Source organism: Mycobacterium sp. 852002-51961_SCH5331710, from assembly GCF_001665535.1.
Lineage (GTDB): Bacteria > Actinomycetota > Actinomycetes > Mycobacteriales > Mycobacteriaceae > Mycobacterium.
The window spans coordinates 1-24,495 of record NZ_LZSQ01000002.1 but is presented as its reverse complement, the minus strand read 5'-3'; the positions used below and the strand labels follow the sequence as shown (position 1 = coordinate 24,495).

General features: G+C 68.5%; 25 protein-coding genes. 7 read left to right on the top strand and 18 right to left on the bottom strand.

Annotated elements, in window-relative coordinates; translation table 11 throughout:
- The 12 genes from A5752_RS00705 to A5752_RS00650 all read right to left on the bottom strand — a co-directional run.
- Window positions 1–351, bottom strand: a 351-nt coding sequence (locus tag A5752_RS00705) for an ESX-1 associated ATP-binding protein EpsI N-terminal domain-containing protein (RefSeq protein WP_502686593.1), incomplete at its 3' end; no start/stop codon positions are given.
- Between the two features lie 91 nt (window positions 352–442).
- Window positions 443–742 (bottom strand): WXG100 family type VII secretion target, encoded by a 300-nt coding sequence (locus A5752_RS00700; protein WP_067080511.1) that lies wholly within the window; start codon window positions 740–742, stop codon window positions 443–445.
- 26 nt (window positions 743–768) lie between these two features.
- The gene (locus A5752_RS00695; protein ID WP_067080509.1) at window positions 769–1,068 is read right to left on the bottom strand and encodes a WXG100 family type VII secretion target; all 300 of its coding nucleotides are present in this window, start codon (window positions 1,066–1,068) and stop codon (window positions 769–771) included.
- Between the two features lie 85 nt (window positions 1,069–1,153).
- Entirely contained in the window at window positions 1,154–2,449 is a 1,296-nt protein-coding gene (locus A5752_RS00690) for a PPE family protein (RefSeq protein WP_067080501.1), read from the bottom strand.
- A 33-nt stretch (window positions 2,450–2,482) separates the two neighbouring features.
- Window positions 2,483–2,776: a PE family protein gene (locus tag A5752_RS00685; RefSeq protein WP_067080498.1), complete on the bottom strand. Its 294-nt coding sequence runs from the start codon at window positions 2,774–2,776 to the stop codon at window positions 2,483–2,485.
- Window positions 2,777–2,947: 171 nt separating this feature from the next.
- Window positions 2,948–4,705, bottom strand: a complete 1,758-nt coding sequence (gene eccCb, locus A5752_RS00680) for a type VII secretion protein EccCb (protein ID WP_067080494.1) — start codon at window positions 4,703–4,705, stop codon at window positions 2,948–2,950.
- Window positions 4,702–6,933 carry a type VII secretion protein EccCa gene (gene eccCa, locus A5752_RS00675; protein ID WP_067080491.1) on the bottom strand — a complete coding sequence of 744 codons (2,232 nt, stop codon included), beginning with the start codon at window positions 6,931–6,933 and terminating at the stop codon, window positions 4,702–4,704. The genes eccCb and eccCa overlap by 4 nt, the downstream gene beginning before the upstream one ends.
- On the bottom strand, window positions 6,930–8,399 hold the full coding sequence (gene eccB, locus A5752_RS00670) for a type VII secretion protein EccB (protein WP_067080488.1): 1,470 nt from the start codon (window positions 8,397–8,399) through the stop codon (window positions 6,930–6,932). Before eccB ends, eccCa begins: the two co-directional genes overlap by 4 nt.
- A gap of 2 nt (window positions 8,400–8,401) precedes the next feature.
- Window positions 8,402–10,123 (bottom strand): type VII secretion AAA-ATPase EccA, encoded by a 1,722-nt coding sequence (gene eccA, locus A5752_RS00665; protein WP_067080524.1) that lies wholly within the window; start codon window positions 10,121–10,123, stop codon window positions 8,402–8,404.
- Window positions 10,116–10,598 (bottom strand): secretion protein EspD, encoded by a 483-nt coding sequence (locus A5752_RS00660; RefSeq protein WP_067080485.1) that lies wholly within the window; start codon window positions 10,596–10,598, stop codon window positions 10,116–10,118. The genes eccA and A5752_RS00660 overlap by 8 nt, the downstream gene beginning before the upstream one ends.
- Window positions 10,588–11,427 (bottom strand): ESX secretion-associated protein EspG, encoded by an 840-nt coding sequence (locus A5752_RS00655; RefSeq protein ID WP_067080482.1) that lies wholly within the window; start codon window positions 11,425–11,427, stop codon window positions 10,588–10,590. The genes A5752_RS00660 and A5752_RS00655 overlap by 11 nt, the downstream gene beginning before the upstream one ends.
- Complete coding sequence (locus A5752_RS00650) at window positions 11,424–11,750, bottom strand: type VII secretion target (protein ID WP_067080479.1); 327 nt, start codon at window positions 11,748–11,750, stop codon at window positions 11,424–11,426. The genes A5752_RS00655 and A5752_RS00650 overlap by 4 nt, the downstream gene beginning before the upstream one ends.
- A gap of 512 nt (window positions 11,751–12,262) precedes the next feature.
- Between A5752_RS00650 and A5752_RS00645 the strand changes: the two genes are divergently transcribed.
- Window positions 12,263–13,573 (top strand): MinD/ParA family ATP-binding protein, encoded by a 1,311-nt coding sequence (locus A5752_RS00645; protein WP_067080521.1) that lies wholly within the window; start codon window positions 12,263–12,265, stop codon window positions 13,571–13,573.
- 5 nt (window positions 13,574–13,578) lie between these two features.
- Here the strand turns inward: A5752_RS00645 and A5752_RS00640 are convergent, their stop codons facing one another.
- Window positions 13,579–14,301: a helix-turn-helix domain-containing protein gene (locus A5752_RS00640; protein ID WP_067080477.1), complete on the bottom strand. Its 723-nt coding sequence runs from the start codon at window positions 14,299–14,301 to the stop codon at window positions 13,579–13,581.
- 313 nt (window positions 14,302–14,614) lie between these two features.
- On the opposite strand from A5752_RS00640, the gene A5752_RS00635 reads away from it, so the two are divergent.
- Window positions 14,615–14,905, top strand: a complete 291-nt coding sequence (locus tag A5752_RS00635) for a WhiB family transcriptional regulator (RefSeq protein ID WP_067080518.1) — start codon at window positions 14,615–14,617, stop codon at window positions 14,903–14,905.
- Between the two features lie 190 nt (window positions 14,906–15,095).
- Here A5752_RS00635 and A5752_RS00630 read toward each other — a convergent pair whose 3' ends face one another.
- Window positions 15,096–16,664 (bottom strand): acyl-CoA carboxylase subunit beta, encoded by a 1,569-nt coding sequence (locus A5752_RS00630; RefSeq protein WP_067080474.1) that lies wholly within the window; start codon window positions 16,662–16,664, stop codon window positions 15,096–15,098.
- Window positions 16,665–16,761: 97 nt separating this feature from the next.
- Between A5752_RS00630 and A5752_RS00625 the strand changes: the two genes are divergently transcribed.
- The 4 genes from A5752_RS00625 to A5752_RS00610 are packed head-to-tail and all read left to right on the top strand — an operon-like array spanning window position 16,762 to window position 19,333.
- On the top strand, window positions 16,762–17,181 hold the full coding sequence (locus A5752_RS00625) for an EVE domain-containing protein (protein WP_067080471.1): 420 nt from the start codon (window positions 16,762–16,764) through the stop codon (window positions 17,179–17,181).
- 15 nt (window positions 17,182–17,196) lie between these two features.
- Window positions 17,197–18,162 (top strand): pirin family protein, encoded by a 966-nt coding sequence (locus A5752_RS00620; protein ID WP_067080468.1) that lies wholly within the window; start codon window positions 17,197–17,199, stop codon window positions 18,160–18,162.
- A gap of 7 nt (window positions 18,163–18,169) precedes the next feature.
- Window positions 18,170–18,502, top strand: a complete 333-nt coding sequence (locus A5752_RS00615; RefSeq protein WP_067080465.1) for a GNAT family N-acetyltransferase — start codon at window positions 18,170–18,172, stop codon at window positions 18,500–18,502.
- Window positions 18,503–18,529: 27 nt separating this feature from the next.
- Window positions 18,530–19,333, top strand: coding sequence for an acyl-CoA thioesterase domain-containing protein (locus A5752_RS00610; RefSeq protein ID WP_067080463.1), 804 nt, complete (start codon window positions 18,530–18,532; stop codon window positions 19,331–19,333).
- Between the two features lie 97 nt (window positions 19,334–19,430).
- On the opposite strand, the gene A5752_RS00605 is transcribed toward A5752_RS00610, so the two are convergent.
- The 4 genes from A5752_RS00605 to A5752_RS00590 all read right to left on the bottom strand — a co-directional run bounded on the left by A5752_RS00605 (window position 19,431) and on the right by A5752_RS00590 (window position 23,764).
- A complete protein-coding gene (locus A5752_RS00605; RefSeq protein ID WP_067080461.1) occupies window positions 19,431–20,384 on the bottom strand; it encodes a hypothetical protein in 954 nt (317 codons plus the stop codon).
- 130 nt (window positions 20,385–20,514) lie between these two features.
- The gene (locus tag A5752_RS00600; protein ID WP_067080459.1) at window positions 20,515–20,994 is read right to left on the bottom strand and encodes a nitroreductase family deazaflavin-dependent oxidoreductase; all 480 of its coding nucleotides are present in this window, start codon (window positions 20,992–20,994) and stop codon (window positions 20,515–20,517) included.
- Window positions 20,995–20,998: 4 nt separating this feature from the next.
- Window positions 20,999–21,499, bottom strand: a complete 501-nt coding sequence (locus A5752_RS00595; RefSeq protein WP_067080457.1) for a pyridoxamine 5'-phosphate oxidase family protein — start codon at window positions 21,497–21,499, stop codon at window positions 20,999–21,001.
- Between the two features lie 12 nt (window positions 21,500–21,511).
- Complete coding sequence (locus A5752_RS00590; RefSeq protein ID WP_082963679.1) at window positions 21,512–23,764, bottom strand: molybdopterin-dependent oxidoreductase; 2,253 nt, start codon at window positions 23,762–23,764, stop codon at window positions 21,512–21,514.
- Between the two features lie 69 nt (window positions 23,765–23,833).
- Between A5752_RS00590 and A5752_RS00585 the strand changes: the two genes are divergently transcribed.
- On the top strand, window positions 23,834–24,445 hold the full coding sequence (locus A5752_RS00585; RefSeq protein WP_082963678.1) for a TetR/AcrR family transcriptional regulator: 612 nt from the start codon (window positions 23,834–23,836) through the stop codon (window positions 24,443–24,445).
- Window positions 24,446–24,495 lie beyond the last annotated feature (50 nt).

The following is a 24,495-nucleotide window of genomic DNA, read 5'->3' as shown; positions in this document are numbered from 1 at the left end:
CGGGGCCGGTGCGGGCACCGACCGGGGCTGCTCGAACCGGGCGCTGGCCGGCGTGCCCGACATCGGCACCCGCATCATCGAATTCGGTTGCCGCGGCGGAGTGCTCGACCGTGCGGCCGGCATCTGTGTCGTGATCTCGTTCTGCTGCGGCGGCGGCGCCTGACCCGCCTTGGTCTGCCCGACGGACACCGTGGGTCCGGTCATCTCGACGGGAGCGTGACCGGTGGGCATCGGTGCGGGCGGGGGCGTGGCCGAACCGGTGGCGGCGGCGTCACGATCCACTGCGTCGTCGTCGGCTGTCTGGACAGCGTCTCCCGCGGAGTGGAAAAGCCGGTCATAGTCTGCCGACATGGGAACCTCTCTGATCAATAACTAGTGCGGATGCACGCGGTGGTGGGCAAGACCCCCCGTAGGGTTGAGCTTGCCCACCCGCGTGCGGCTTCTATCCGCCGAACGAGCCCTCGATGAGCTTGTCGGCCTGAAACATCGTTCCCCCGGTGCCGCCGGACTCCTGAATGGTGGAGGCGAGCTGCCGGAGCGCGGTGTTGAGCTCCGCCGACGCGGTGTCCCAACGCATTTGGACGGCCTGGTAGGCCTCGGAGCTGGTGCCTCCCCAGACACCGGCGAGGGCCGCCAGCGAGCCCTTGCCCTCCTCGAGCAGGCCTTCGGTCTGGCCCACAGCGGTGTTGATCTCGGCCGACGACGCATCGATCGCGGCGTAGTTGTAAACCTTCTCGCTCATAACGTTTCTCCGTTCGTCTCAGTGGGTCAGAACTGCATCGCCGAGGACAACGCCGCGGACCCGTCGCTGTCCATCGCCGCGTACTGCGAGCCCGCAGAGTGGATGTTGGCCGAGATGTCGTCGAGCGCCTGAACCTGACGGACCGCCGCCTCGTGGAAGCGCATCAGCGCCGCCTGAGCGGCCGACCCGGCCTCACCGACCAGCTGTGCCGACAGCGCGCCGGCCGTCGACTCGACGTGACCGATGACGGCCCGCAGCTCTCCACCGATGCGTTCGAAATTGGCTGCCTCCTTGGCGAGGACAGCAACGTCGGTATTCATTGCCATGCTGGATACTCTTTCTCTCTTCCTCTGTCCTCACCATCGATGGCGAGTCTTTCCGGTCGGTTGACCGGGAAGTCTTGGTGTGCGATCACCAGTCGTCGTCCTCGTCTTCTCCGACGTCCTGGGGCAGCACGCGCGGCGCCGTCAGCCCCTGCTTGCTTCCGCCGCTGCTGCCCCGCTGGCCCATGTGACCCATCGGCGCTCCGCCGCCACCGCCGGCGCCGACCGGCGCGAGACCGCCACCGCTGCCGCCCGCAGCGGCACCCGGAGCACCGGCGCCCGTCGACGGTTGACCGATCAGCTCGGCCATCAACGGGGTGCGCGCCATCGTCCCGCCGGCACCCGGTAGCGACGCCGCGCGCACCAGGCCCGCCCCGGACGTCGCCCCTGAACCACCGGCCAGCGGATGGTTCGACAGCGGGCTGGCACCGACGAGACCGACCTGCATCTTGTCACTGCCCAGACTGCTCCCGAGCTGGGTGAACAGCGAGGTGACCTGTTGCGGCGGCTGGGCCATCTGCTGCACCGGTTGCGTCACCATCTGCATGCCCTGCTGCGGCACCTGCGCCAGCGTCGAGCCGAGCTGCGACGCCATTTGCATGCCCATCTGCATGCCTTGCTGCATCGGCTGATTGGGTTGTGCCTGCTGCGTGAGGTTCTCGGCCTTCTGCACCTGGCCCTCGGCGTGCTGGCCCGCCATGCCTATCTGGGAGGTCGCCCGCCCGCCTTGCAGCACCGCCGACTCCATCGACGCCTGCGTGCTCACCTGGGTGATGACCGCGTTGCGCAGCGCCGTGGCCGGCGCGGCGGCCGCCGCGAAACCGGTGGCCATCGCGGCGCCGCCTGCGGCCACACCCGGTATCACGATCGGTTTCGGCGGCATGATCGGTTCGAAGAGGAGGTTGAGGGCGGTCTCGGCCTGATAGAGGTCCATCGCCCCGGCGGCCTGGTTCCACATGCGGACGAAGTAGTCGAACTCGTTGACGCCGATGGGGACCGTGTTGACGCCGAGGAAGTTGGTGGCCTCGAGCACCCCGTGGGTGATGTGGTTCTGCTCGATCTCCGGGAGCGGTGGCGTGGTGGCCATCGCCTGGCTGTAGGAGTTCGCCTGAGCGGTCGCCTGCAACGCCCGCTTCATGGCCTGAGCGCTTACGGTCCGTAGCCAGGCGATCATCGGCATGGTTGCCGCGACGACCCGTTCGCTTGCCGAGCCGCTCCACACCGACGTGAGGGCGGCCAGGCTCGCGGCCAATTCGTCGGCCTGCGTCTCCAACGAGATCGCCAACGCCTCCCAGCCCGCGGCGGCTTGTAGCATCGGCGCCGCGCCCGCGCCGGCCATGAGCCGGGCGGTATTGAATTCTGGCGGCAAGGCATGCCAGAACATCGTCTAGGTCTTCCCTGGTTCGTCGAATCGCGATCAGAACGTCGCGGCGTTCGAGCCGTCCACGGCGTTGTAGATTCCGGCGCTCTCGACGACGGCCGCGCCCATTCGAGCCAACTCTTCCTGGGCAAACGTGTTCATCGCGAGCGTCTCCACGCCCTCGGCTGCGAAGGCGGCCGCTGCCTGTGCGGAAACCTCGTCGGCACCGGCCGGAACCAGGGCGGTGACCGCCGCGCCGGCCGTCGTGCCCGCTGCGAGCCCGCGGGTGCCGTTAGCCACCACCTGCGACCCGATTCCCACGGCGCCCGGGTTGTGCATCAACGGTTCCATTCGAAAAATCTCCTCATTGGCTACGAAATCAATGCGTATGAACTTGTTGACGTTCGGATACGGTTGTCGGTCAGCCAGGAACCGCGCTCCCCGACCTCTTTGCTGCGACGCCACCATCGCGTTTGCTAGCATGCGCCTCGAACCATAGTAACCACGGTTCGCGGGTGGTGCTTACACAACTTCTTCCGGCGGATCCACGTACGCCGCCTGGATGACCTCCTTCCCGTCGGGTGAGACCAGGAACCCCTGGCCGGGTGGCCGGCGCTTGAGCCTGACCTCGCTGGACGGAAACTCCTGTTTCTCGCCCGAGAGGAAGAGCGTCGGCGATCCAGCGCCGTACGCGGCTCCGACGAATTTGTCCATGGTCGCGCGGTGCGCCTGGCTCATCTGGCAGGTCACGATGATGTGCAGTCCGATGTCAGCGGCCGCAGGCAACAGCGGGAACAGCGGAGCCATGGGCGGCACCACGCCGCTTGCGGCGACGATCATGTGCCAGTCGTCGACCAGCAGCACGACATCGGGTCCGCTCCACCACGAGCGCGAACGCAACTGCGCCGTGGTGAGATCCGCCGGCGGGAGCCGCCTCTGCAGGTTGATGGCGAACGCCTTGATCGCCTCTTCGAGGCCCGCATTGTTGCGGTTGATCGCGCCCGCGGCGAGCAGGTGCGACTCCGGCACCGCGTCGAGCAGTCCGGACCGGTAGTCGGCGAGCATGAACCGCACCTGATCCGGGCTGTTGCGAGCGCAGATCGCTTGCGCCACAGCGTGAGCGATGCGGGTCTTACCCGACTTGGGCCCGCCGAAGATCAGCAGGTGCGGGGTGGTGTGCATGTGGTTGTAGGCAACGCCCATATCGGACTCGCGCAGGCCGAGCGGCACCGTCCACCGGCTGCGGTAATCGGCATCGGGGCCGGGCGGGTTCGGATCGAGCTGATGCAGGTAGATGCGCTCGGGGAGCACGCGAACCTTCGGCGCCTGGTCGGTGTGCCGTGCCGAAATGATCTGCACGGCTTCGGACATCGCGCCGACGAGGTTGTCCGCGCTGTGCACACCGTCGAGCCGCGGCACCCCCATCATCAGGTGGTGCTTCTCCGTCGACACCGCGCGACCCGGCCGGTTCGCCGGTATCTCGCGGGTGATGCGGTCGATCTGGGTCTCGTTGACGTCACCGAGCCGGAACTCGACCTTGGTGCCGAGGTAGTCGCGCACGCGCGCCTTCAGCTCGGTCCAGCGCGGCGTCGAAATCACCGTGTGCACACCGAATTGCAGACCCTGACCGGCGAGGTCCTGCACGACGGGCTCGAGGTCGGGGAATTCCGCGACGAAGGCGGGCCAACCGTCGATGACCAGGAACACGTCGCCGAACGGATCGGCGGCCAGCGGATGGTTCGCGTCGTCGCGCATCTGCCGGTACGCGGCCATGGAGCCGACGCGGTACTGCTTGAACATCGCTTCGCGCTGCCGCAGAACCCCTTTCATCTCCGCGATGACGCGGTTGACCCGGTCCGGCTCCGAACGTGTCGCCACGCCGCCAACGTGCGGCAGGTCCTCGAGATACATCAGACCGCCGCCGCCGAGGTCCACGCAGTAGAACTGGACCTGCCGCGGCGTGTGTGATGCGGCGGCGGACAGGATCAGCGTCTGAAGGAAGGTCGACTTGCCGGTCTGCGGCGCGCCGCCGACGGCGATGTTGCCGCCCGCCGACGAGGTGTCGATACCCCATACCTCCTGGCGGTGCCTACGCGGCTCATCCATGATGCCGAGACCGAAGCGCAGCGGCTGACGCAGGCGGTCGTTGGCGATCAGTTCGTTGACCGGCGTCGGATCGGCCAACGGCGGCAACCACATTCGATAGGCGCGGGTCTCACCGGTGGTCAGCTGGTCGAGGACCACCTCGCGGAGCACGCGCTGCTCGGATTCGATGCTCATGACCTCACCACCGGTTCAGGGATTGGCGCCGCGGTGAAGGGGCGGATCCGCACACGGCCCTGCCCGTTGGTTTGCGGTCTGGCTTCCCCGTCATCTTGTCGCGCGGCGGTCGGGACGTAGTTGACGCCGGTGTAGACGCTGTGGAACTTGACCGGATCCTCCATGCCGACGCGGAGGAAGCCCACACCGCTCTCCTTGTTCGTGATGTACTGCGCCTCCGGCGTTCCGATCACGGCCTTGGATTCCGCGGAGCTGGTGGTACGCAGCGCGATCCGGTAGGTCAGGTTCGGTTCGAGCTTGTCGATCCGCACACCGCCGGTGTTCAGCGACTGCGTCGCCAGCAGCAGGTGCACCCGCAGCGACCGGCCGACGCGGCAGATGCGGTCGAACAGCCCGATGAAGTCGGGATGGTTCTGCAGCAACTCGGCGAACTCGTCGACGACGACGAAAAGGGTCGGCAGCGGCGGGAGGTCGGCTCCACGTTCGCGGTGCTTCTCGTACTCGGCAACACCGGACAGGGCGCCCGCCGCGCCGACCTGGATACCGGCCTGGCGCAGGATGGACTGCCTGCGGTCCAGTTCACCGCTGAGCACCTCGCCCATGCGGCTGACCAGTTCGGCTTCTTCCTCCATGTTGGTGACGACGGCGGCGGTGTGGGGCAACTTCTCCATGCCCAGGAACGTCGAACCGCCCTTGAAGTCGGTGAGCAGCAGGTTGACCTGGTCCGGGTGGTGGGTGGCCGCCAGCGACAGGATCAGGGTGCGCAGGAACTCTGACTTGCCCGAACCCGTTGTCCCGATCAGCATCCCGTGTGGTCCGGCGCCGTACTCGGCGCCTTCCTTGATGTCGAGGTGCATGATGTCGCCGGTCTTGAGCTCGTGGCCGAACGGGATGCGCAACCGGTCGCGGTCGGTGTCGCTGAACATGCGCCACCGCGCCGGCGTCACCTCCTCTATCGTCTGCGCCCCGACCAGTTGGTGCCACTCGGTGGCGACCTTCTTGTGCACGCGGACGCTCTTGTCGATGATCGTGCCGGTGATCGACCAGCCCGCCAGCTTCCGCGCGATGCGCGCGGCCTGATCGGAGGTCATGCGGTCGACGGTCGACGTGATGAGCCGGAAGGTCTGGTTGGGCAGCCGATCGTCGGCGGTGCCGTCGGCCGCCACTCGAATCCGGTACGCCGAGCCGCGGTGATTGCCGAGCGTGACGACCGTGACGCCGGCTCGGCCGTCGACCGGGAAGCCGGCCTTTCCGCCGGTCAGGTCGAAGACCACGACGTAGGGTCCGCTCGGCGCCGCGTCGGCGGTGTGCGGTCCGCGTGCGGTGAGGTCGCTGAAGCCGTCGGGGCGGGTGAAGATCATGCGGGTGGGGCCGGCCGCGTCGGTGTCCGTCTGGTGTTGCACATGCGGTAACCACTTGAGCCAGGCCCAGTTCGGGTCCTCGGGGTTGTCGATGAGCACCCGCATCTGCAGGAGGTCCGGCGGGTGGAAGACGGCGAGGTGACAGATCACGGCCGTCAGCAGGCCCGCGGCGCCGTCCGGGTCACCGCCGATCGCGATGGTGGGAAACGTGCGCAGCTGCAGTAATTTCGGGCAGTCGTGAATGAGCCCGTGGGTGCGGAGGAACTTCGTCACCCACATGTGGCTGACCGGTTCCAGGTGCGGTTGTGGTGCGCCCTGTGGACCCGCCAGCTCTCCCCCGACGGCGGGTTTCAGTAGGCGGTCGACCGCGGGTTCGGTGCCCAACCCGATCCGGGTGGCGGCGTAGAAGTCGGCATTGGTCTGCCGCGACCACTGGCGGTTGGTCCCGATGATCGACAACAGGTCTTCGGGGTGCGGCGCGTGATAGTTGAAGAACGTGACCTGCGCGGCGGCCGACGATGTGACGCGGGTGCGGAGCCCGGCCAGATAGCGCAGGTATTCCTTGCGATCGGCGTTGATCTCGGGAACGCGCTTGCCGCCGGGTCCGCCGCCCGCCATGAATCCGACGGTCGCCATGATCATCATCAGCGGCATCATCAGCATGTACGGCGAGAGTTGCCGGATGCCGGTGAAGATCATGATCGCGACCATGCCGAGCATGCCGCCGCCCATCACCCACGGCAGCGCCTTCTGGATACCCGACGGCGGAACCTCGACACCGAGGTCTTCCGGTGGGGCGACGTTGATCTCACCTGGTGTCAGGCGCGGGCCACGCTTGATGATCGGCGTGAACTTCTTGGTGGTCATCCGCCACCTCCTGCCGGTGCGGCGGCCGGCTCGGCGGCGCCGTTCACCTTGCGCGGATTGGGATCCGGGGGCAGCGTGTCGTGTTCGACGAGCGCCGCCTCCTTCGACAGCACTGGGCCGTCCATCAGCAACCCGACCACCTGCCACGGCGCGGTGGTGGGCCCGGTCAGCCCGAGGGTCTTGCCGGTGTCCTCGTTGGGCAAGCCGTACCGGACACCCTGCGGGTCGATGTAGTAGAGACTCTCGCCGTACCGCGGATCGGGCGACTGCAACTGGATGTACTGTCCGCCGTCGATGTAAACGGTTGCCGCGCCACCGATCTGCTTGATCCCGGTGCTCATGGCCGACGACGGGATCGGCAGGTGGCGCCCGGCGATCACCGTGGTCTTCGGCGCCTGGTCGCCCGGCTCGCGCTGCCACGCCCAGCACAGGGTCGGCGCGTCGTCACGCTGCAGGATCTCCAAGGGCTTGTCGGGTAGTGGAGAAGCGAACACCTGCTCGGGAATCCGCGCCACCACACTGGTTTCCACCGACGGCGGCGTCACGAGTCCGAACGAATTGGTCGCGCGCAGCGCTGCGGCGGTGGCGTCGTTGATCCGCGCGACACCGTCGGGCAGCACCACGAAGTGCTGTTCACCGTCTTCGGTCAGCGCCTTGAACACCGAACCGATCACCAGGTTCGGCGGCAGCCCGACCGTGTTCGGCGTGCCGAACAGGGGGATGTCGGGCAGACGCCACGGTCCGGCGTTGGGAAGCGCGTTGAACAGTCCCTGCGAGATCGGCGTCGCCCTCGCCGTCACCGGGATCCCCACCGCCGAGGTGACCGCGCGGTCCGCGAGATCGATGTCGTGCCTTCCGCCCTCGGTGACCAGCCAGACGTCGTTCTCGTAGGACACCAACATGCCCTGGTCGGGGCGCATCGGCGCGACCGCGGAGTCGGTGACCAACGGCCGCACGATGATCGACGACTCGAGGTTCGGCACCACGCTCTCCGGCTTGGTGACCGTGTCGCACAGCGTCCACATCGAATTCGCGCCGCCCACCGGCGTCGCGTACGGCGCGCCGGGGATGCCGATCGGCTGTCCCTTCGGCATCCGGTTCAATTCCTCGGATTTGACGGCCGACGGCGTTCCGGCGTTACCGAGCACCAACCGCGCCGAGGTCAGGTTGTACACGGGCCGCAGCTGTCCACTGCCCGGAAGCACGACGTAGAGCTGGTTGGTCCCGCGGTCGACGAGAAGTGTGTCGTTCCCGCGCTTTCCGAGTGGTTTGAAGTACGCCAGCAGCGCGGCGCCCAGGCAGACCGCGACCGCGATGATCACTCCGACGGAGACCGCGCGGCTGTAGAACTGCAACGGGTCGTCGAACATCCTCGTGTCCCGGCGCACGATCGCGTGCTCCACACGGCGCAGCAGAAAACGCCAGCCGCTGACCTGCACCTTGGTGGTGAGCCGGAAACCCGCCATGCCTACTCGCCGATACTCAGACGTGCGTGTACCGCGCTGATCGCCGCGGCCATGTCCTCACCGTTGATCTCGGAGAGCTGCTCGTCGCCGAGGCTTTCGATGTCCAGCGACCGGGCCAACCGCATGTCGCGGTTCTGTTCGGAGGCCTCAACCAGCTGGCGGGCGTAGCGGCCGTTGCCCGCGATGTCGAGCGCGGGCTTGCCGTTGAGAGACCGGCTGCTCAGCAGCGTGGCCGCCTCTCGCACCTGCTTGGCTGCCTGATCGTTGAGCGACGAGTCATTGGCCCGCGCAATGACTTCGGCGATCTCGACGATCTCGTCGGGGGTGTACGAGTCGAACTCGATGCGGGTGGCGAAGCGCGACCGGAGGCCGTCGTTGGATTCGAGCAGGCGGTCGATGTCCGCGCTGTAGCCGGCGATGATCACCACCAGCCTGTCGCGGTCGTTCTCCATCCGGGCCAGCAGTGTCTCCAGCGCCTCGGTGCCGAACGGGTCGGCGCGCCCGTCGCGTTCCTGCACCAGGGTGTAGGCCTCGTCGAGGAACAACACGCCGCCGAGGGCGCGGTCGATGGTGCGGCTGGTCTTGACCGCCGACTGGCCCTCGTACTCGGCGACGAAGTCCTTTCGGGACGACTCGACGAGCTTCGGCTCGGCGATGACGCCAAGGCCGGCAAGGATATTCGCCACGACGCGGGCGATCGTCGTCTTCCCGGTTCCGGGCGGCCCGGCGAAGATCATGTGCTTGGACGCCTGCGCGACCTTCATCCCGCGCGCCGCGCGGATCTTCGCCATCTGCGTGGCGGCGCGGTAGGCCTCGATCTGTTCCTTGACCCTCGTCAACCCGATCTGACGGTCGAGTTCGGCCTGCGCCTCGGCGAGTAACCGCTCCCGGCCGGTGGTGTCGGCCTCGACGCTGTTCGGGTCCCACGGATCCTTGCGGGCCGCGATCTGCTCCGCGGTGGTCGTGGTGAGCCGGTATGACGGGTCGCGAAGCGCCTCAATGACTTTCAGGTCCGGGTGGGTGGCCTGCATCCACTCGAGCAGTGCGAGCGCGGACTCTTCGTTGCCTTGGCTGCGGCGGGTCATCGCCAGGAACCACGCGATCGCGGGTGCGCACGCCTCCCCGGCGGGCGAGGAGTTGGACTCGGTGAGTCGCCGCTCGGCCTCGGTGAACAGTCCGAGGTTGGCCGCCGCGACACCGTGCGCCACACCCGCTGCCGCCGCAAGGAACTTGTCGGGCCAGGCGCCGGCACCGCGAACCTGGTCGATCACATCGGTCCAGCGTTCCGCGGCACCGTAGATCACGGCCTTGATCCAGGACACCAGGTGTTCGGCCCCGGCGGCAGGGGCGTCCTCGAGCGCCTCCATCGCGTCGGCGCAATTGCCGATCGATGCTTCGTTGGCCGCAAATCCCATGGTGATGGCCAGCGGCGAGTTGACCGGGTAGGTGATGTCGCCGAACCGTCCGCCGATCGGCACCCGCGCGTTGAGGCTGTTCATCGAGATCTCCGCCGCACCGGCGAGTTGGCCGAAGTTGGCCCGCGAGTACCACGCCCGGAACAGCGTGACCCTGTCCGTGTCCCCGCAGCGGATGCGTCCCACCCACGCGTCGCAGGCGGTTTCGTCGAAATTGGTGATCTCCGTGAAGATTTCGAATGATCGCGCCGGTGTGCTGGCCAGCATTCCGACCGCACTTCCGAACAGGCTCGCGAGATGCTCAGTCATGATCACCGGCATATCGTGTCGAGAACACCCGTGCGCGTTCGGCGCGGGCCCGTTCGGGGCTGGGCAAACCGAGGTCGCGGGTGAGGAAGTCGCGGGTCGCCGCGTCGTCGTGACCCTGTTCGCGCATCCCCTCGAGCATGCTGGCGTACTGCGCCGACTGGGCGTCCCGGGCGGCGAGGCCCGCCACGACGACGACCTCGTCGGCGAGCACGGACTCGGTCAGGCCGCCGGCCTTCTCGGACAGCTCGATGCGGCTGATGCGACCGTCGAGGAACGCGCTCACCGAAACCGTACCGGGCGGGTTGGTCACGGTCACAACGGAATCCGGCGATTGCGCGGCGTCGTTCTGGTCGCGTCCGTAGACGTCCAACACATCGAGAACTGATTCCTCGGGCGCGTCGGGAGGGCTGAAGTCCAGCGCGGCCATATCGTCACGCTCGTCATCGAAGTCGCGCGGCGACGTCTCATCCGCCATTAGCGGCCTCCGCTGACTCGAGCGTGGCGTGGTCGAACCACTTGCCCGAAGGCAGGAATTCGATCAGCCCGTCCAGTGCCCGCGCCAGGTTGTCGGCGCTGCCCGGCAGGAAGCTTCCGTATAACTCACCGCTGACGCGGCGCGGGATCGACACGATCCGGCCGTACTTCGAGTCGAGCACGCCTGCCGCGACGTCGGCCTGCGTGAACGTGCCGCCGGGATGCCGCTCGATCGCGGTGATCTCCGCCCAACTGTCCGGACCGGCGATGATGTCGGCGTATGCGCGCGCCGAGGACGGGCCGATGCCGTAAGCGGCGATCTGGTTTGCGTCGCGGCACTCGGCGAGTTTGCTCGCCACACCGGTGAGCGGTTCGACGTCCGCAGGCGTGGCGGTACCGAGGACGGTCATCACCATGCCCGCCAGACCAACCTGCGGGGCCACCCGCTGCAGCACCAGCATGTCGCCGTCACGAGCGGCGACGACATGGCGGTCGCCCTTTCGACAGACCACGAAACGAATGAGCTTGCCGCCGACGTCGCGCCGCCACCAGCGCGCCTCCAGCGTGCGGTCAGCCCGGCTCAAGGTGTCGACCATGGCCGTCACCTCGGGATGGGGCTGGCCGAAGACGTCGAGCACGCCCTGCGCGGTCAGGTCGCGAGCGACCTGCTCCCAGACACGGTCGCGCAGTTCGGGCTGGGGGATGTTCTGGCGGATACCCAACGCCGTCGGAAACTCCATGAGGCCGAGCCGGTCGGCGATCACCAGGATGCCGTCGATGGTGACTTCGACACCGACGACGTCGTCGATGTGCGTGGCGTCGGGGCTCACGTCCGATCCGCCTGCATCTGCGCGTTCAACACCGAGGCCGCCGCCTCATCTGTCCGGTCGTAGCGCGCAAGCGCGTCGGCGAGCGTGTCGGACAGCGCCGCGGATGCGTCGACCAGCTTTGTGCCCGCGCGCCGGCGCGAGTCCAGCACGGTGCCGAGCGCGCCGGCGGTAGAGGCTGCGATGTCGCCGTGGGTGTTCCTGACCGCTTCACCGATCTCCTCGGCGGAGCGTGCCGTCGCCATGGCGTCCGAAGCGGTTCGGGCATGGCGGGCCGCCAGGTCCGCGAGGTGAGTGGCGGAGACGCGCACATCGTCACCGGACATGACGTTTGCCCCTCTCCTTCGTCGTACGGTGGCGGGCGATGCTCGCTACCGCCACCGTTTGCGCACAGACCCCGAGTCTTTTGCCGCGGATCAGCTACACGCGGCCGGAGCCGAACGCGCAGGCCCCGTCGCCGCGAGCCAGCGTACCAGCGGTTCAGCGGTGCTCATGACACGGAATTTCGTTGCATTGATCAGCACCCTCGGCACGTACGGGGAAGTCCTAGTTAATCCCCACAGTGGAATTTCGGCGGCATAAGACGACCTATGGCAAATCCAGCAAACGCTGAGTCTCAGCTCTGGCCCGCTCCGTGCGTGGTGAGACCTGCAACGAGCGTCAGTACCGGCAAGTTACGCCGACGACAATTTTGGCGCCGTCCAATCGGGCCTTTCGGCGGCCCTCGTCACGGCCACCCAGCCTCCTTTGGTGTTTGCTGGAAGCGCGGACGACGGGCACCTGGAACAGTGGTCGATACTGGGGCGGGGACCCGCGACACGAGCTGGAGGAGATCGCATTGACGGACCGCGATGATGCGCTGCGACGAGAACTCGGCTGGGCGAGCTCCGAGGAAGCCGCCGGTGAGCCGTCGTCCTCCGAACCGGAGGCCACGCCCACGCCGCCTCCGGGATTCCCTGATCCGGAGCCGCCACGCACCACCTTCCGCGAGCAGCCCGCGCGGTTCGGCCCGCCACCCGACTCCCTGGACGACACCGGGCCGGTGCCCGTCGCAACCCGTCCCGATCCACGGATGTGGGGCCACCCCACCCGACAGCAGCCGACTCCCAGGGCACCGCAGCAGCCCGGGCACCCGGCGCCGGGCCCGTGGGCGGGCCACGGTCCCCAGGCGCCGGGCCCGCAGGTCCCGCCCCCGCAAGCCGGTTCCTACGCGGAACGCATCAGGCCCGACGAGTTGGTTCCGCCCCGGAAGCCGGCGCCGACGCGGGGTTGGCGGTTCGTCCTCTACCGGGCCACGTTCGGATCGGTGAACCTCGGCCCGGGTCCGGACGAGGTGCGCCAGGCGGAGTTGGAAGCCAAGATCCGCGGAGCGCTGCGGGGTCACTACAAGATCGGCGTGATGGGCAAGGGCGGGGTCGGCAAGACGACCGTCTCGGCGAGTCTCGGCTCGGTGTTCGCCGAACTGCGGCAGGACGACCGGGTGGTGGCGATCGACGCGGACACCGCGTTCGGCAAGCTCGGCAGCCGCGTCGACCCCAGGGTCCAGGGCTCGTACTGGGAGCTGGCGTCCGATCAGCACCTGGAGACCTTCGCCGACGTGCGCAGCCGCGTCGGCAACAACGCCGCCGGGTTGTTCGTGCTCGCCGGTGAAGGCACGCCCGCGCGCCGCCGGGTACTCGACCCGGCGATCTACCGCGAGGCGACCTCACGGCTGGACCGCTACTTCACGATCTCGATCATCGACTGCAGTTCGACGATGGACTCACCCGTCACACAGGAGGTGTTGCGTGACCTGGACGCGATGGTCGTGGTGTCCTCGCCGTGGGTCGACGGCGCGGCCGCGGCGGGCCAGACGCTGGACTGGCTGGCCGCCCGCGGGTTGACCCGGCTGCTGCAGAGCACGGTCATCGTGCTCAACGATTCCGACGGACACGCCGACAAGCGCACGCGTTCTATTCTGGCGCAACAGTTTTCGGGTCAGGGGCAGAGGGTCGTCGAGGTTCCGTTCGACGGGCACCTGCGGCCCGGCGGCGTCATCGACGGAACCTCGCAGATGTCGACGAAGACCCGTCGACGGTTCCTGGAGATCGCTGCCGCGTTGGCCGATCACTTCCCCAGCAGCGACGACCGTAGCCGCGAGCGGTACTGACGCGCTCAGCCGAGTTCGTCGATCAGCGCGGCCATTGCCTGCGCGGCCCCGGATGACACCTGCTCCCCCGCCTCTAGGTGCACGATGTCGTCGTCGGAAACGCCCGCCGCTTCGGCGGTTTCGGAGATGGTGAGGTTCGCCCGACGGCGCGCGGCGTAGAGGCGTTGGCCCAGGGTCGCGCCGGGAGAGTGCGCGGCGCGCAACATCAGGTCGTCGTAGCGTGACCGCACCGCGCTCAACGCCTTGATCAACGGTGGAGTCACCCGGCTTATCCGCGCCGCCCGCGCCGCCACGGCTTCCAACTGCCGAAGGTCGGCGAGGATCTGGGCCGCTTTCGGCGCGAACTCCGGATCCTCGGTTTCAGGCAACGCAGCGATCGCCGAGTCGAACGTCCTCGCCGCGGTGATCACGGCTTCGGCGATCAACGGCACCTCGTCGCTCGCGGGCGTCGTCGCGGGACGGCGGTCGGGTTCTCCCCGGCGGAGCCGGGCGATCGTCCCCGGGGGCCAACGCAAGACCTCCTCGAGCTTTGCTCGGGTGCGCTCCCGCGGCCAGCTTCTGCCCTTCTCGAAGGCGATCAGGGCGCCGGCGTTGATGATGCCGCCGGCCGCCAGGCTCCGTTGGCTGATGTTGAGTTCTCGGCGTCGCGCGGCGGCCGCCGCACCGGCTCGCGCCATCCCCGGATCGGGCGCCTCGGACGATCCGTCGGTCGACTCCGGGTTGGTCATGGGGCGGTGGGGTCCTCGAAGCGGGTGGATGAGACTGCGCCGTAATCGTATCCGTCGTTATGTAGCGCGCTACGGCTTAGGGCGGCGTGGCGCGGATCGAATCGTGGCGATGCTTTAGTTCTGCTGCGGTTCGCAGGTCCGGTGCTACGTTTTACTCCTTCGATCTAACCGTCGAACTACCAGTTCAGCATAGGCTTTTGGTGGTACCGGCCAGCGGCCCAGATCTCTAACCGTTGCATCGCTACGGTTTATGCGCTACGTTTTTGACCATCGCAGCCGACGCGCTGCATTCGGCACGAAGGAGTTTTTGCAGATGCACACGACTGAATCGGACGAGATGCCCGTTGGCGCATGCACCAGGGATCCGGAGAGATGGACGACGTCGGCCGACGAGCAGGCCAAGGCGATCTGCCGGGCGTGCCCCCGCCGGTGGCTGTGCGCACGGGAAGCCTGCGAGCTACCGCGCGCCGAAGGCCTCTGGGCGGGCATCTACGTGCCCGAGGGCGGACGGGGCCGCACGTTTGCTCTGAGGCAGCTGAAATCGCTGGCCGAACGGCACGGACAGACGGTCCGCGAACGCCGGTTCTACGCGGAATCCGCGTGAGGTTCGGTTCGCCCGCCGCCGCATCGGGGGGTCGGCGGCGGGCGACCCATCCTCGGAATATCTCGCGGCCGACTCCGGTTGATGGATGCGACGGTGCCGGGCATGCCCCGGGCCCCAACCACAATCGTCGCTTCGAGCGACCACTCGCCGAGAGGCGCAGGCGGCACCGTCCCCTTCTTCTCTCCCCCGGCTACCAGGTGTCGACGAACCGTCGACCCTGGCGCTCGGGGCTGTGCGCGGTGGCGGCGGTCAAGGTGTTGATGATGATCTCGCGGGTGTCCGCAGGGTCGATCACGTCGTCGATCTCGAACAGCGCAGCGGCGTTGAGCGCCTTCGCATTTTCCTGCGCGGCCGCCGTCGCCTGCCGGACCCGCTCCTCGCGCTCGTCGTCGTCGGCGATCGCCTCGAGCTCCTTGCGCATGCCCAACCGAACCGCGCCCTCCAGGCCCATCGGTCCCAGGTGCGCCCCCGACCACGCCACCGTCAGCGCCGGCTCGCGCAGGCTGCCCCCGGTCATCGCCTGCGCGCCCAACCCGTAACCGCGACGCAGGATCACCGCGATCAGCGGCACCTCGAGCGACGCCCCGGCGACCAGCATCCGTGACGCCCGCCGCACCAGCGCCTCGGATTCGGCCGCCGGGCCCACCATGTAGCCGGGACAGTCGACCAGCGACAGCACCGGCAACCCGAACGCGTCGCACAGCTGCAGAAATCGCGCCGCCTTGTCGGCGGCAGCGGCCGTGATCGCACCGGCCATCACCATCGTGTTGTTCGCGATGACGCCAACCGGTCGGCCGTGTACGCGCGCCAGCGCCGTCACCATCTCCGGCGCGAACTTCGTCCGCAGGAACGTCACCGATCCCTCGTCGGCGATCGTCTCGATGATCGGGGCGACCTGATACGCCCGGCGGGCACGCTCGGGAACGATTGTACGCAAACGGGTTTGGTCGGCGACCCGGCCCGGTTCGGTCCTGCCCTGGAAATAGCCGAGCAGCCGTTTGGTCACCGCGACCGCCTCGGCTTCGTCGGCCACGACCACGTCGACCACCCCGTTGGGCGCCTGCATGCTGATCGGCCCGACCTCGTCTGGTGGCACGTCACCGAGCCCGCCGCCGGCGATCATCGCGGGCCCGCCCATGCCGATGGACGTGTTCTCCGTCGCGACGATCAGGTCCGCACACCCGGCGATGACGGCGTTGCCCGCGAAGCATCGGCCGTGCACGACCGCGATCCGCGGCACCACGCCCGACAGCGCCGCCCACAGCTTGAACGCGCGGGCGTCGAGCGCCGAGACTGACGGGATGTCGGTGTCGCCCGGCCGCCCGCCGCCGCCCTCGGCGAAGAACACCGTCGGCAGCCGCAACCGCTCGATCAGCTCGAACAACCGGTCCTTCTTACGATGGCCCAGCGAGCCCTGCGTCCCGGCGAGCACCGTGTAGTCATAGGACAGCACCGCGCACGCGCTGCGCTCATCGCCGAAGAGGTCGCCGTTGACGCGTGCCGTGCCGGCGACCAGACCGTCGGCGGGGGTGCGGGCGATCAGGTCGTCGAGGTCGCGGCGGTGCCGCTGCGCCGCGATCGCGAACCGCCCGTATTCGACGAAGGAACCGTCATCGACGAGGTCGGCGATGTTCTCCCGCGCGGTCCTGGCGTTGGCCGCATGTCGCCGGGCCACGGCGTCCGGTCGGGCCGCGTCCTCGGTGAGTTCGCGGCGTCTCAGGAGCTCGGCGTGGTCGTCGCGCAGCGACTCGTCACTCACGGCGTCCGATGCTAATCAGGCGACAGCGGCGCAAGTTATCCACAGGCACTTCTCGCGGTGGTCCGAACCTGTCGGCCGTGGCGCTTAGCGTTCGGGCATGACGAACTGGATCAACACAGTCAGCCGCGATCATGTCGAACTCGGCGTGCGCGGCCGCTTCACGCAGGCCAATCACGGCAAACCGCACATGCTGCGCAGGATGGCGCGCGGCGATTGGATCGTCTTCTACTCACCGCGCACCATCTATCCCGACGGGCCGCCGTTGCAGGCGTTCACGGCGATCGGGCAGGTCGCCGATGACGAGCCCTACCTCGATCCGGCCTCCCCGGACGGGGAGCGGTGGCGGCGCAACGTCGACTTCCTCGACGCGCACGAGACGCCGATCCGCCCGCTGCTCGAGCACCTGGACTTCATCGAGGACAAGGCGCGGTGGGGCTACAAATTCCGTTTCGGGGTGTTCAAGATCGGCGACGACGACTTGGAGGTGATCCGTTCGGCGATGACGGACACGGGATAGCCCTACTGTGGGTTGGTGAGCAACACCGACCCGGCCCCGGCCGAAGTCGCCTGCGCGGCAGTCCCGTTCGCGGGCGTCCTGCATCCGCGGGAGGTGCCGCTGGGCGGGCCGAGGGCGATCCGGGTGCGGCGTACCCTGCCGGAGCGTGAGCGATCGCTGATCGGGGCATGGTGCTTCGCCGACCACTACGGCCCGCACGACGTGCGCGGCGGTACGGGTATGGACGTGCCGCCGCACCCGCACACAGGACTGCAGACAGTCAGCTGGCTGTTCAGCGGCGAGGTCGAGCATCGCGACAGCGCCGGTGTGCATGCGATGGTGCGGCCCGGCGAGCTCAACCTGATGACGGCCGGCGCGGGCATCTGCCACTCGGAGGTGTCGACCGGCGCGACCACAACCCTGCACGGCGTGCAGTTGTGGGTGGCTCTGCCCGACGGGGCACGCGACACCGGCCGCGGCTTCGAGCATTACGTACCGGCGCCGCGGGCGTACGAGGGTGCGACGCTGCGAGTGTTCATCGGCGAACTAGAGGGCGAGCGGTCACCGGTGCACACGTTCACGCCGCTGCTCGGCGCGCAGGTCGACCTCGAACCCAAAGCGGAGCTGACGCTGGAGGTCGCTCGGGAGTTCGAGCACGGGGTGCTGCTCGACCACGGCGACGTTGCGGTTGGTGACATGGCGCTGGACGTCGCTGATCTGGCGTTTCAGGCCGCCGGGGCCGACCGGCTGCACCTGGCCAACCGCGGCGCCGAGCCCGCCCGGCTGGTGCTGCTCGGCGGGCCGCCGTTTCCCGAGGAACTGGTCATGTGGTGGAACTTCCTCGGCCGCAGCCACGACGACATCGCGACGTACCGCAGGCAGTGGGAAGACGGCGACGACCGCTTCGGCACCGTGCAGGGCTACCGCGGCGCGGTGACGCGGCTGCCCGCTCCCCCGCTGCCCAACGCGACCTTGCGTCCGCGACGCAAACCGCGGGTATAGAGGAATCATGACCACCGACAAGACCGGCGCGCCCACCGAGGTCACCGCCGAAGCCGGCCGCTACGCCATCGCCGTCGATCAAAAGGAGGTCGGGTTTGCCGAGTTCGCCGACCGCGACGGTCAGCGAGTCTTCACCCACACCGAGGTCGACAGCGACTTCGAGGGCCGCGGCCTGGCGACGATCCTGATCGGCGAGGCGCTGCAGAAGACCCGCGAGGACGGGCTGCGCATCGTGCCCGTCTGCGAGATGGTGGCCTCCTACGTCGAGAAGCACGACGAGTACAGCGACGTCGTCGATCCGGTGTCCGACGACGTCGAGCAGTGGCTGGCTAATCGTTAGGCCCGCTAACCCGCTATCGTCTTCGCGATGGTGGCCGCGTTCTTCACCCCCGATGGCGATGCCTTCGTGCCCTCGGCGATGGCGCGAGGGCCGTGGGGGCAGACGATCAGCGGCAACTACGCCGGCGGTCTGCTCGGACACGTCGTCGAACGCGACGCCGGCGACCCGAACTTCCAGCCTGCCCGCCTGACCGTCGACCTGTTCCGCCCGGCCGCGCTGGCTGCCGTCCGCGTCGAGACGTCCGTCGTCCGCGAGGGCCGGCGCCTCAAGCTCGTCGACGCGCTGATGACGCAGGGCGACACGACCGTCGCGCGCGCGACCGTCCTGTTCCTTCGGCGCGGCCAACAGCCCACCGATGAGATCTGGACGTCGCCGGTCACCATGCCGCCGCTGCCGCCGACGCCCGATCCCATCCCCCGCGAACTCTCGACGCTGGTGTGGACCTACGGCAGGGACGGCCGCGAACCGGGGCCCGGCGAGGGCCTGATGAACTGGCAGCACTCGGGGCCGAAACACCTGTGGGTCCGCGACTTTCGGCCGCTCGTCGAGGGCGTCGAACTCACCCCGTTCACCCGCGCCGCGATGGCCGGCGACATGGTGAGCTCGTTGACGCACTTCGGTCCCAGCGGTCTGCAGTGGATCAACGCCGACTACACGCTGTCGCTGTCGCGACTGCCGAAGGGCGCCTATCTCGGGCTCGCCGCGCTCACCCACTTCAGCGACGCGGGAGTGGCAACCGGCAGCGCGACGATCGTCGACGAGTACGGGCCGATCGGCAGCGGCGTCGCCAACGCCCTGGCGAACCCGGGCTTCACTCCGCCACGCATGTAGCGCGACCGCCCCCCGCACCGAACCCGAAAACCCCTGCGGCACAAGAAGCACCCCGCGGTTTCCCGCGGGGTGCTTCGTGCCATCCATGTGGTCTGGGTCAGCTGATGCCGACGACCTCCTGGGCGACATCGGCCAGGCGCGTCTGCGCTGCCGACACCAACCGCTGGCGGTTCTTGTGCATCTCCTCGTAGGCGATGATCGTGCGGATGTCCGACGGATCGTCGAGATCCTTCACCGCCGCGACCGCGTCGCTGAGGTTGAGATCCTCGTATCCGGCGATCGGCAGCTCGTCGGCGTCGACGACACCACCCTCGGCACGGGCCTTGTGCAGTGCGTCGGCCGCATCGCCAGCGCCTTCGCGGCGGACAACCTTCTCGGCGCTGCGCAGCGCACCGTCGCGCGACGCACCGAGCGCCTTGAACGTGATCTCGCTGGCCCGCTGGGCCCGCTCACGCAGGTCGTCAACGGCCGGTCCGGCCGAACGCAGCAGCTCTGCGAGCCGCTCAACCGACTGCGCCGACCACTGACCCGGCAGGTTGACCAGCTTCACCGCGGTACCCGCGGCGGCCTGCAGCGGGGTGCGCTGCAGCGCGGCCGGGCCGCCGAGCGCGTCCTCGGCCAGAACCGTGGTCAGCCAGTTCACCGTCGCGGAGTGCGCGGTGATCAGGCGATCGGCGAGCTCCTGCACATCGGGCTTCTTCGCGGCGACCGCGAGCGCCTTGATGTAGCGGGCGCGGTCGAGCAGCTGATCCTCGAGCGCCAGATCGCCAAGCAGCGCCTCGTCGAAGGGCTGGGCCTGCTCGGTCAGCGCCTTCACCGCGGCGGCGGCGCGGCCCAGGAACGGGCCGATGGTGTCGGGGAATCCGCCCAGGTCGCGGATTGCCTTCTCGATCGCTTCGGCACGAATGCGGCCGTTCTCCGCGTTCTGAGTCAGCTCGCGACGGACAGCCTCGGTGCGTGCCTGCGTGATTCGGGTCTCGGCGACCTGAATCTCGGTGTGCGTGAGGTCAAGAATCGTGCGCAACTGGTTCAGCAAGGTGGTGGTACTCATATATAGAAATCGCCCCTTAAGCGTTGACGGTTTGGGTCGGCGCTGGGGTGCACCTGTCCAGTTGGCTACCCGGTGTGCGGGGGCGGCCGAACGCTTCAGGAGTGTGAGATGGGTCGCACTCGGCGTGTCGTCAGCGCGGTTGCAGGATGACCACCGGGATCTCCCGGTCGGCCCACGCCTGATAGGTGTCGAAGTCGGCATACGCCTCGACCAGCTTCGGCCACAGCCGGGCCTTTTGCTCGGGCGTCGCGGTCACCGCGCGCACGGCGCGGCGGTCCGAACCGATCTCGATGTAGGCGTCCGGGTTCGCGACCAGGTTGCGGTACCACTGCGGGTCGGTGTCGCTGCCGCCCTTCGAGGCCACCACGATGACGTCGTCACCGTCGTTGATGAACACCAGCGGCGACACCAAACGTCGGCCGGACTTGCGCCCGATGTGCTCGAGCAGCAACGTCGGCACCGGCTTCTTGAGCCCAGCGCCTATCCGCCAGTTCGCACCGATCTTGCCGCCGGTGCGGCGGTATACCCACACGTGCGCCTTGCCCGCGTACTTCATGACCCGATCGACGACGGGCGAGTTCAGCTGCTTGGGCTTGTTGTTCGGATCCATGCGATCAACCTAGGTATTGGGCCGTGCTGCCGCCCAGCGGCATCGCCGGCATGCCGAGCTTGCGGTGGTCCCAGCTCCGCGTGCGCAGCGGCACCACCCGCACGCAGATGCGGTTGTTCATCATCTGGTCGACGAACGGCCGCATTTCGTCGGAGTACGGCCCCGTGTAACGCTCCCACACGCTGATGCCAACGCGCAGAACGGTTTCGGGGTCGGCGACGATCTCGGCCCTGCCGTCGATCGACACGCCGCGCAGCGTGTCGTAGGTGTCGCCGTCCTCGATCATCACGGTGACGGTCGGATTGCGGCGCAGGTTGACCGCCTTCTGCGACTTGGCTTTCGTCTCGAACCAGATCTCACCGTCGAGCACGGCGTACCACATCGCGACCAGGTGCGGCCGCCCGTCAGGCAGCACGGTGGCCATGGTGGCGGTGCGGCTGCGTTCGATGAATTCGGCGATCTCGTCGTCGGACATGACGATCTTCGCGCGTTCGTTCTTGCCCACGGTCCGATCTTGTCAGGTCGCCGCGGCGACGACGGTCACCGGGATGCCGTTGAGTGCGCCGTTGCCGGACGGTTCGTCGACGAACGTCGGCGGCGACAGGATGTTGGTGTTCACGCCGGGCGCCTGATTGGCGACGGACATCCGCGTGCCGGCCTTGCCGTGGCCCCAGCCGTGCGGCATCGAGACGACGCCGGGCTTGATCGCGTCCGTCACCTCGACCGGCACCTCGATCTGCCCGCCATCCGAGCTCACGCACACGAGGTCGCCGGTCGCGACACCGCGCTTGCTCGCGTCGTCGGTGTGCATCAGCAGCGTGCACCGGTCGCGGCCCTTCATCAGCGGCGCGACGTTGTGCAGCCAGGAGTTGTTGGAGCGCAGGTGCCGTCGGCTCACCAACACCAGTTCATCGGGCGCGCGGTCCAGGCGCGCAGCCAGCCGGGGCAGGTCGTCGAGCAGGTACTGCGGTGCCAGCCGGATCTTCTGGTCGACGGTGCCGAGCACCTCGGGGATTCGCGGCACCATCGGCCCGAAGTTGACGCCGTTGGGCTGCGCCTTGAGCTTCTCGAGCGTCAAGCCGTCCGGGTTCTCCCCATAGCTGTCACCGAACGGTCCGGTGCGCAACGTGAGGTCGAGGATGCGCTCGGGGCCGCCATGGGTGTAGTGCTTGCGGATCTCGGCGCCGTCGAGGCCCTGAGTGAAGGCCACGTAATCGAAGAACCCGTCGTCGATCGCGGCGACGTCGACATCCTCGGCCGGCGTGCCCGCGCACAGGCCGGTGAGCCGGATGAGGATCTCCCACTCCTGCGGCCGGTCGGAGTCCTCGGGTTCGAAGACCGGCGGCGAGTAGTTCGCGATGCTGTTGATCGCGAAGTTGAGGATCAGGTCGTCGTGGTGCGGCTGCTCGAGCGGTGACGGCGCAGGCAGGATCACGTCGGCGTGCCGAGTGGTCTCGTTGATCCACATGTCGACCGCGATCATCGCGTCGAGCATCGGCAGCGCCTCGTCGAGGGTGTGCCCGGCGGGCGTCGACAACACCGGGTTGCCCGCCACGGTGATCAACGCCTTGATCTGCCCCTCCCCCGGCGTCGCGATCTCCTCGGCCAGGCACGAGACCGGTACCTGCCCCAGCACCTCCTTGGCGCCGCGCACGCGGGTGCGGAAACGGCCGAACTCCGGGGCGCCGTCCTCGAGCCCGGGGATCGGTTGCACGGTCACCGACCATGCGGCGGGCCGCGGGAACATCGCCCCGCCGGGAGTGTCGAAATGGCCGGTGAGGATGTTCACGGCGTCGACGAGCCAGCTCGCCAGGCTGCCGAACTCCTGGTTGCACAACCCGATTCGGCCGTACACGACCGAACGATCGGTGCCGGCCAGCTCGCGTGCCAATCCCCTGATGCGCTCGGCGCCGATTCCGGTCACTGCGGCGACGCGCTCCGGCGGCCAGTCCGCGGCCACCTCGCGCATCCGCTCCAGCCCGTCGACGTGAGGGGCCAAGCGCCCGAGCGACACCAGGCCCTCGGCGAACAGCGTGTGCGCGACCGCCAACAGCAGCGCGGCGTCCGTGCCCGGGGTGATGGGCAGCCACTCGTCGGCCCTGGCCGCGGTCGCGGTGCGGACGGGGTCGATCACGATCACCCTGCCGCGCCTGCGGATCGCATCGATGATGCCCATCACGTCGGGCGCGGCCAGCAGCGAGCCCTGCGAGGCGGCGGGGTTGGCGCCCATGATCACCAGCAGGTCGGTGCGTTCGATGTCGGGTACGGGAAACGACCACCACCCGCCGTACATCAGGTGCGACGACAGGTTCTTCGGCCACTGGTCGACCGTGCCGGGCGAGTAGCTCAGCGGGATGCCGGACATGCCCAGCAGCACACCGGTGTAGCGGCCAAGCGAAAATGAGTGTGCGAGTGGGTTTCCCGTATAACAGGTGACCGCGCCGATGCCGTACTTCTCGATCACCGGCGCGAGCAGCTCGGTGCACCGGCGGAACGCGTCGTCCCAACCCACCTCCCGCCACTGCCCATCGACCTTGATCAGCGGGCGGCGGATCCGGTCGGGGTCCTCGTGCACCGCGCCGAGCGTCGCGCCCTTCGGGCAGATGTGGCCGCGGCTCCAGGTGTCGTCGGGGTTGCCGCGGATGCCCGCGACGCGGCCACCGTCGACGTGAATCTCCAACCCGCACATGGCCTCACACAGCGGGCAGGTGTACAGGTGCCGGCCGTCGTCTCCCGGCGCGGCGAGTGGCGTGGTGAGCTCTGCGGTCACGTGCCCTCCTCCTCCATCCACGCTTTGTTGTGACACACTGTAACGACAACGTGTGATGAAGGGACGGAAATGGCCGACACCGTTGTGCCGCGGCGCCGGCGCCAGGGCTCACGCCGCGACCCGTCCATCGACGCCGACGTGCTGGCCGCGACCCGCCGGCTGCTCACCGAACGCGGCTACGCGAACACCACGATCGACCTGATCGCGACGACGGCGAACGTCAGCAGGCCCGCCGTTTACCGCCGGTGGCGGTCCAAGGCGCACCTCGTCCACGAGGCGCTGTTCCCCGACCTCGGCCCGGAACGGCCCGCCGACGACTTCGCCGAGGAGATCACCCGGCTGTGTCGCGGGGCGCTGGCCATGTATGCCGATCCCGCCGTGCGCGAGGCGATTCCGGGTCTGCTCAGCGATCTGCGCTCGGATCGCGGAATGCGCCGCGTGCTCAGCGATCGCCTGGAGGCGACGGCGCGCAACCAGCTCGGTGAGCGGGTGGCCGCCGCGGTCGCCGACGGTGTCGCCCGACCCGGCATCGGCGCCGACACGATCATGGACGTCATCGCCGGCGGCGCCTGGTACGCCGTGTGCGTGCGCCGCATCAGGGACGTCGACGCGGCCGCCGAGGAACTGGCCGCGCTGGTGCTCGGCGGGGTGCTGGCTAGCTGTTCTGACCACGGACGTTAGGTACGGCGTGGCGTGGTGACATGACGAAGACCTCCGAGTGAAGTGCGAGC

Excerpts from the sequence above, each read along its gene's own strand:
- A5752_RS00700 (WP_067080511.1), bottom strand. The coding sequence starts at position 742 with ATGAGCGAGAAGGTTTACAACTACGCCGCGATCGATGCGTCGTCGGCC.
- A5752_RS00695 (WP_067080509.1), bottom strand. The coding sequence starts at position 1,068 with ATGGCAATGAATACCGACGTTGCTGTCCTCGCCAAGGAGGCAGCCAAT.
- A5752_RS00690 (WP_067080501.1), bottom strand. The coding sequence starts at position 2,449 with ATGTTCTGGCATGCCTTGCCGCCAGAATTCAATACCGCCCGGCTCATG.
- A5752_RS00685 (WP_067080498.1), bottom strand. The coding sequence starts at position 2,776 with ATGGAACCGTTGATGCACAACCCGGGCGCCGTGGGAATCGGGTCGCAG.
- eccCb (WP_067080494.1), bottom strand. The coding sequence starts at position 4,705 with ATGAGCATCGAATCCGAGCAGCGCGTGCTCCGCGAGGTGGTCCTCGAC.
- eccCa (WP_067080491.1), bottom strand. The coding sequence starts at position 6,933 with ATGACCACCAAGAAGTTCACGCCGATCATCAAGCGTGGCCCGCGCCTG.
- eccB (WP_067080488.1), bottom strand. The coding sequence starts at position 8,399 with ATGGCGGGTTTCCGGCTCACCACCAAGGTGCAGGTCAGCGGCTGGCGT.
- eccA (WP_067080524.1), bottom strand. The coding sequence starts at position 10,123 with ATGACTGAGCATCTCGCGAGCCTGTTCGGAAGTGCGGTCGGAATGCTG.
- A5752_RS00660 (WP_067080485.1), bottom strand. The coding sequence starts at position 10,598 with ATGGCGGATGAGACGTCGCCGCGCGACTTCGATGACGAGCGTGACGAT.
- A5752_RS00650 (WP_067080479.1), bottom strand. The coding sequence starts at position 11,750 with ATGTCCGGTGACGATGTGCGCGTCTCCGCCACTCACCTCGCGGACCTG.
- A5752_RS00640 (WP_067080477.1), bottom strand. The coding sequence starts at position 14,301 with ATGACCAACCCGGAGTCGACCGACGGATCGTCCGAGGCGCCCGATCCG.
- A5752_RS00635 (WP_067080518.1), top strand. The coding sequence starts at position 14,615 with ATGCACACGACTGAATCGGACGAGATGCCCGTTGGCGCATGCACCAGG.
- A5752_RS00625 (WP_067080471.1), top strand. The coding sequence starts at position 16,762 with ATGACGAACTGGATCAACACAGTCAGCCGCGATCATGTCGAACTCGGC.
- A5752_RS00615 (WP_067080465.1), top strand. The coding sequence starts at position 18,170 with ATGACCACCGACAAGACCGGCGCGCCCACCGAGGTCACCGCCGAAGCC.
- A5752_RS00610 (WP_067080463.1), top strand. The coding sequence starts at position 18,530 with ATGGTGGCCGCGTTCTTCACCCCCGATGGCGATGCCTTCGTGCCCTCG.
- A5752_RS00605 (WP_067080461.1), bottom strand. The coding sequence starts at position 20,384 with ATGAGTACCACCACCTTGCTGAACCAGTTGCGCACGATTCTTGACCTC.
- A5752_RS00600 (WP_067080459.1), bottom strand. The coding sequence starts at position 20,994 with ATGGATCCGAACAACAAGCCCAAGCAGCTGAACTCGCCCGTCGTCGAT.
- A5752_RS00585 (WP_082963678.1), top strand. The coding sequence starts at position 23,834 with ATGGCCGACACCGTTGTGCCGCGGCGCCGGCGCCAGGGCTCACGCCGC.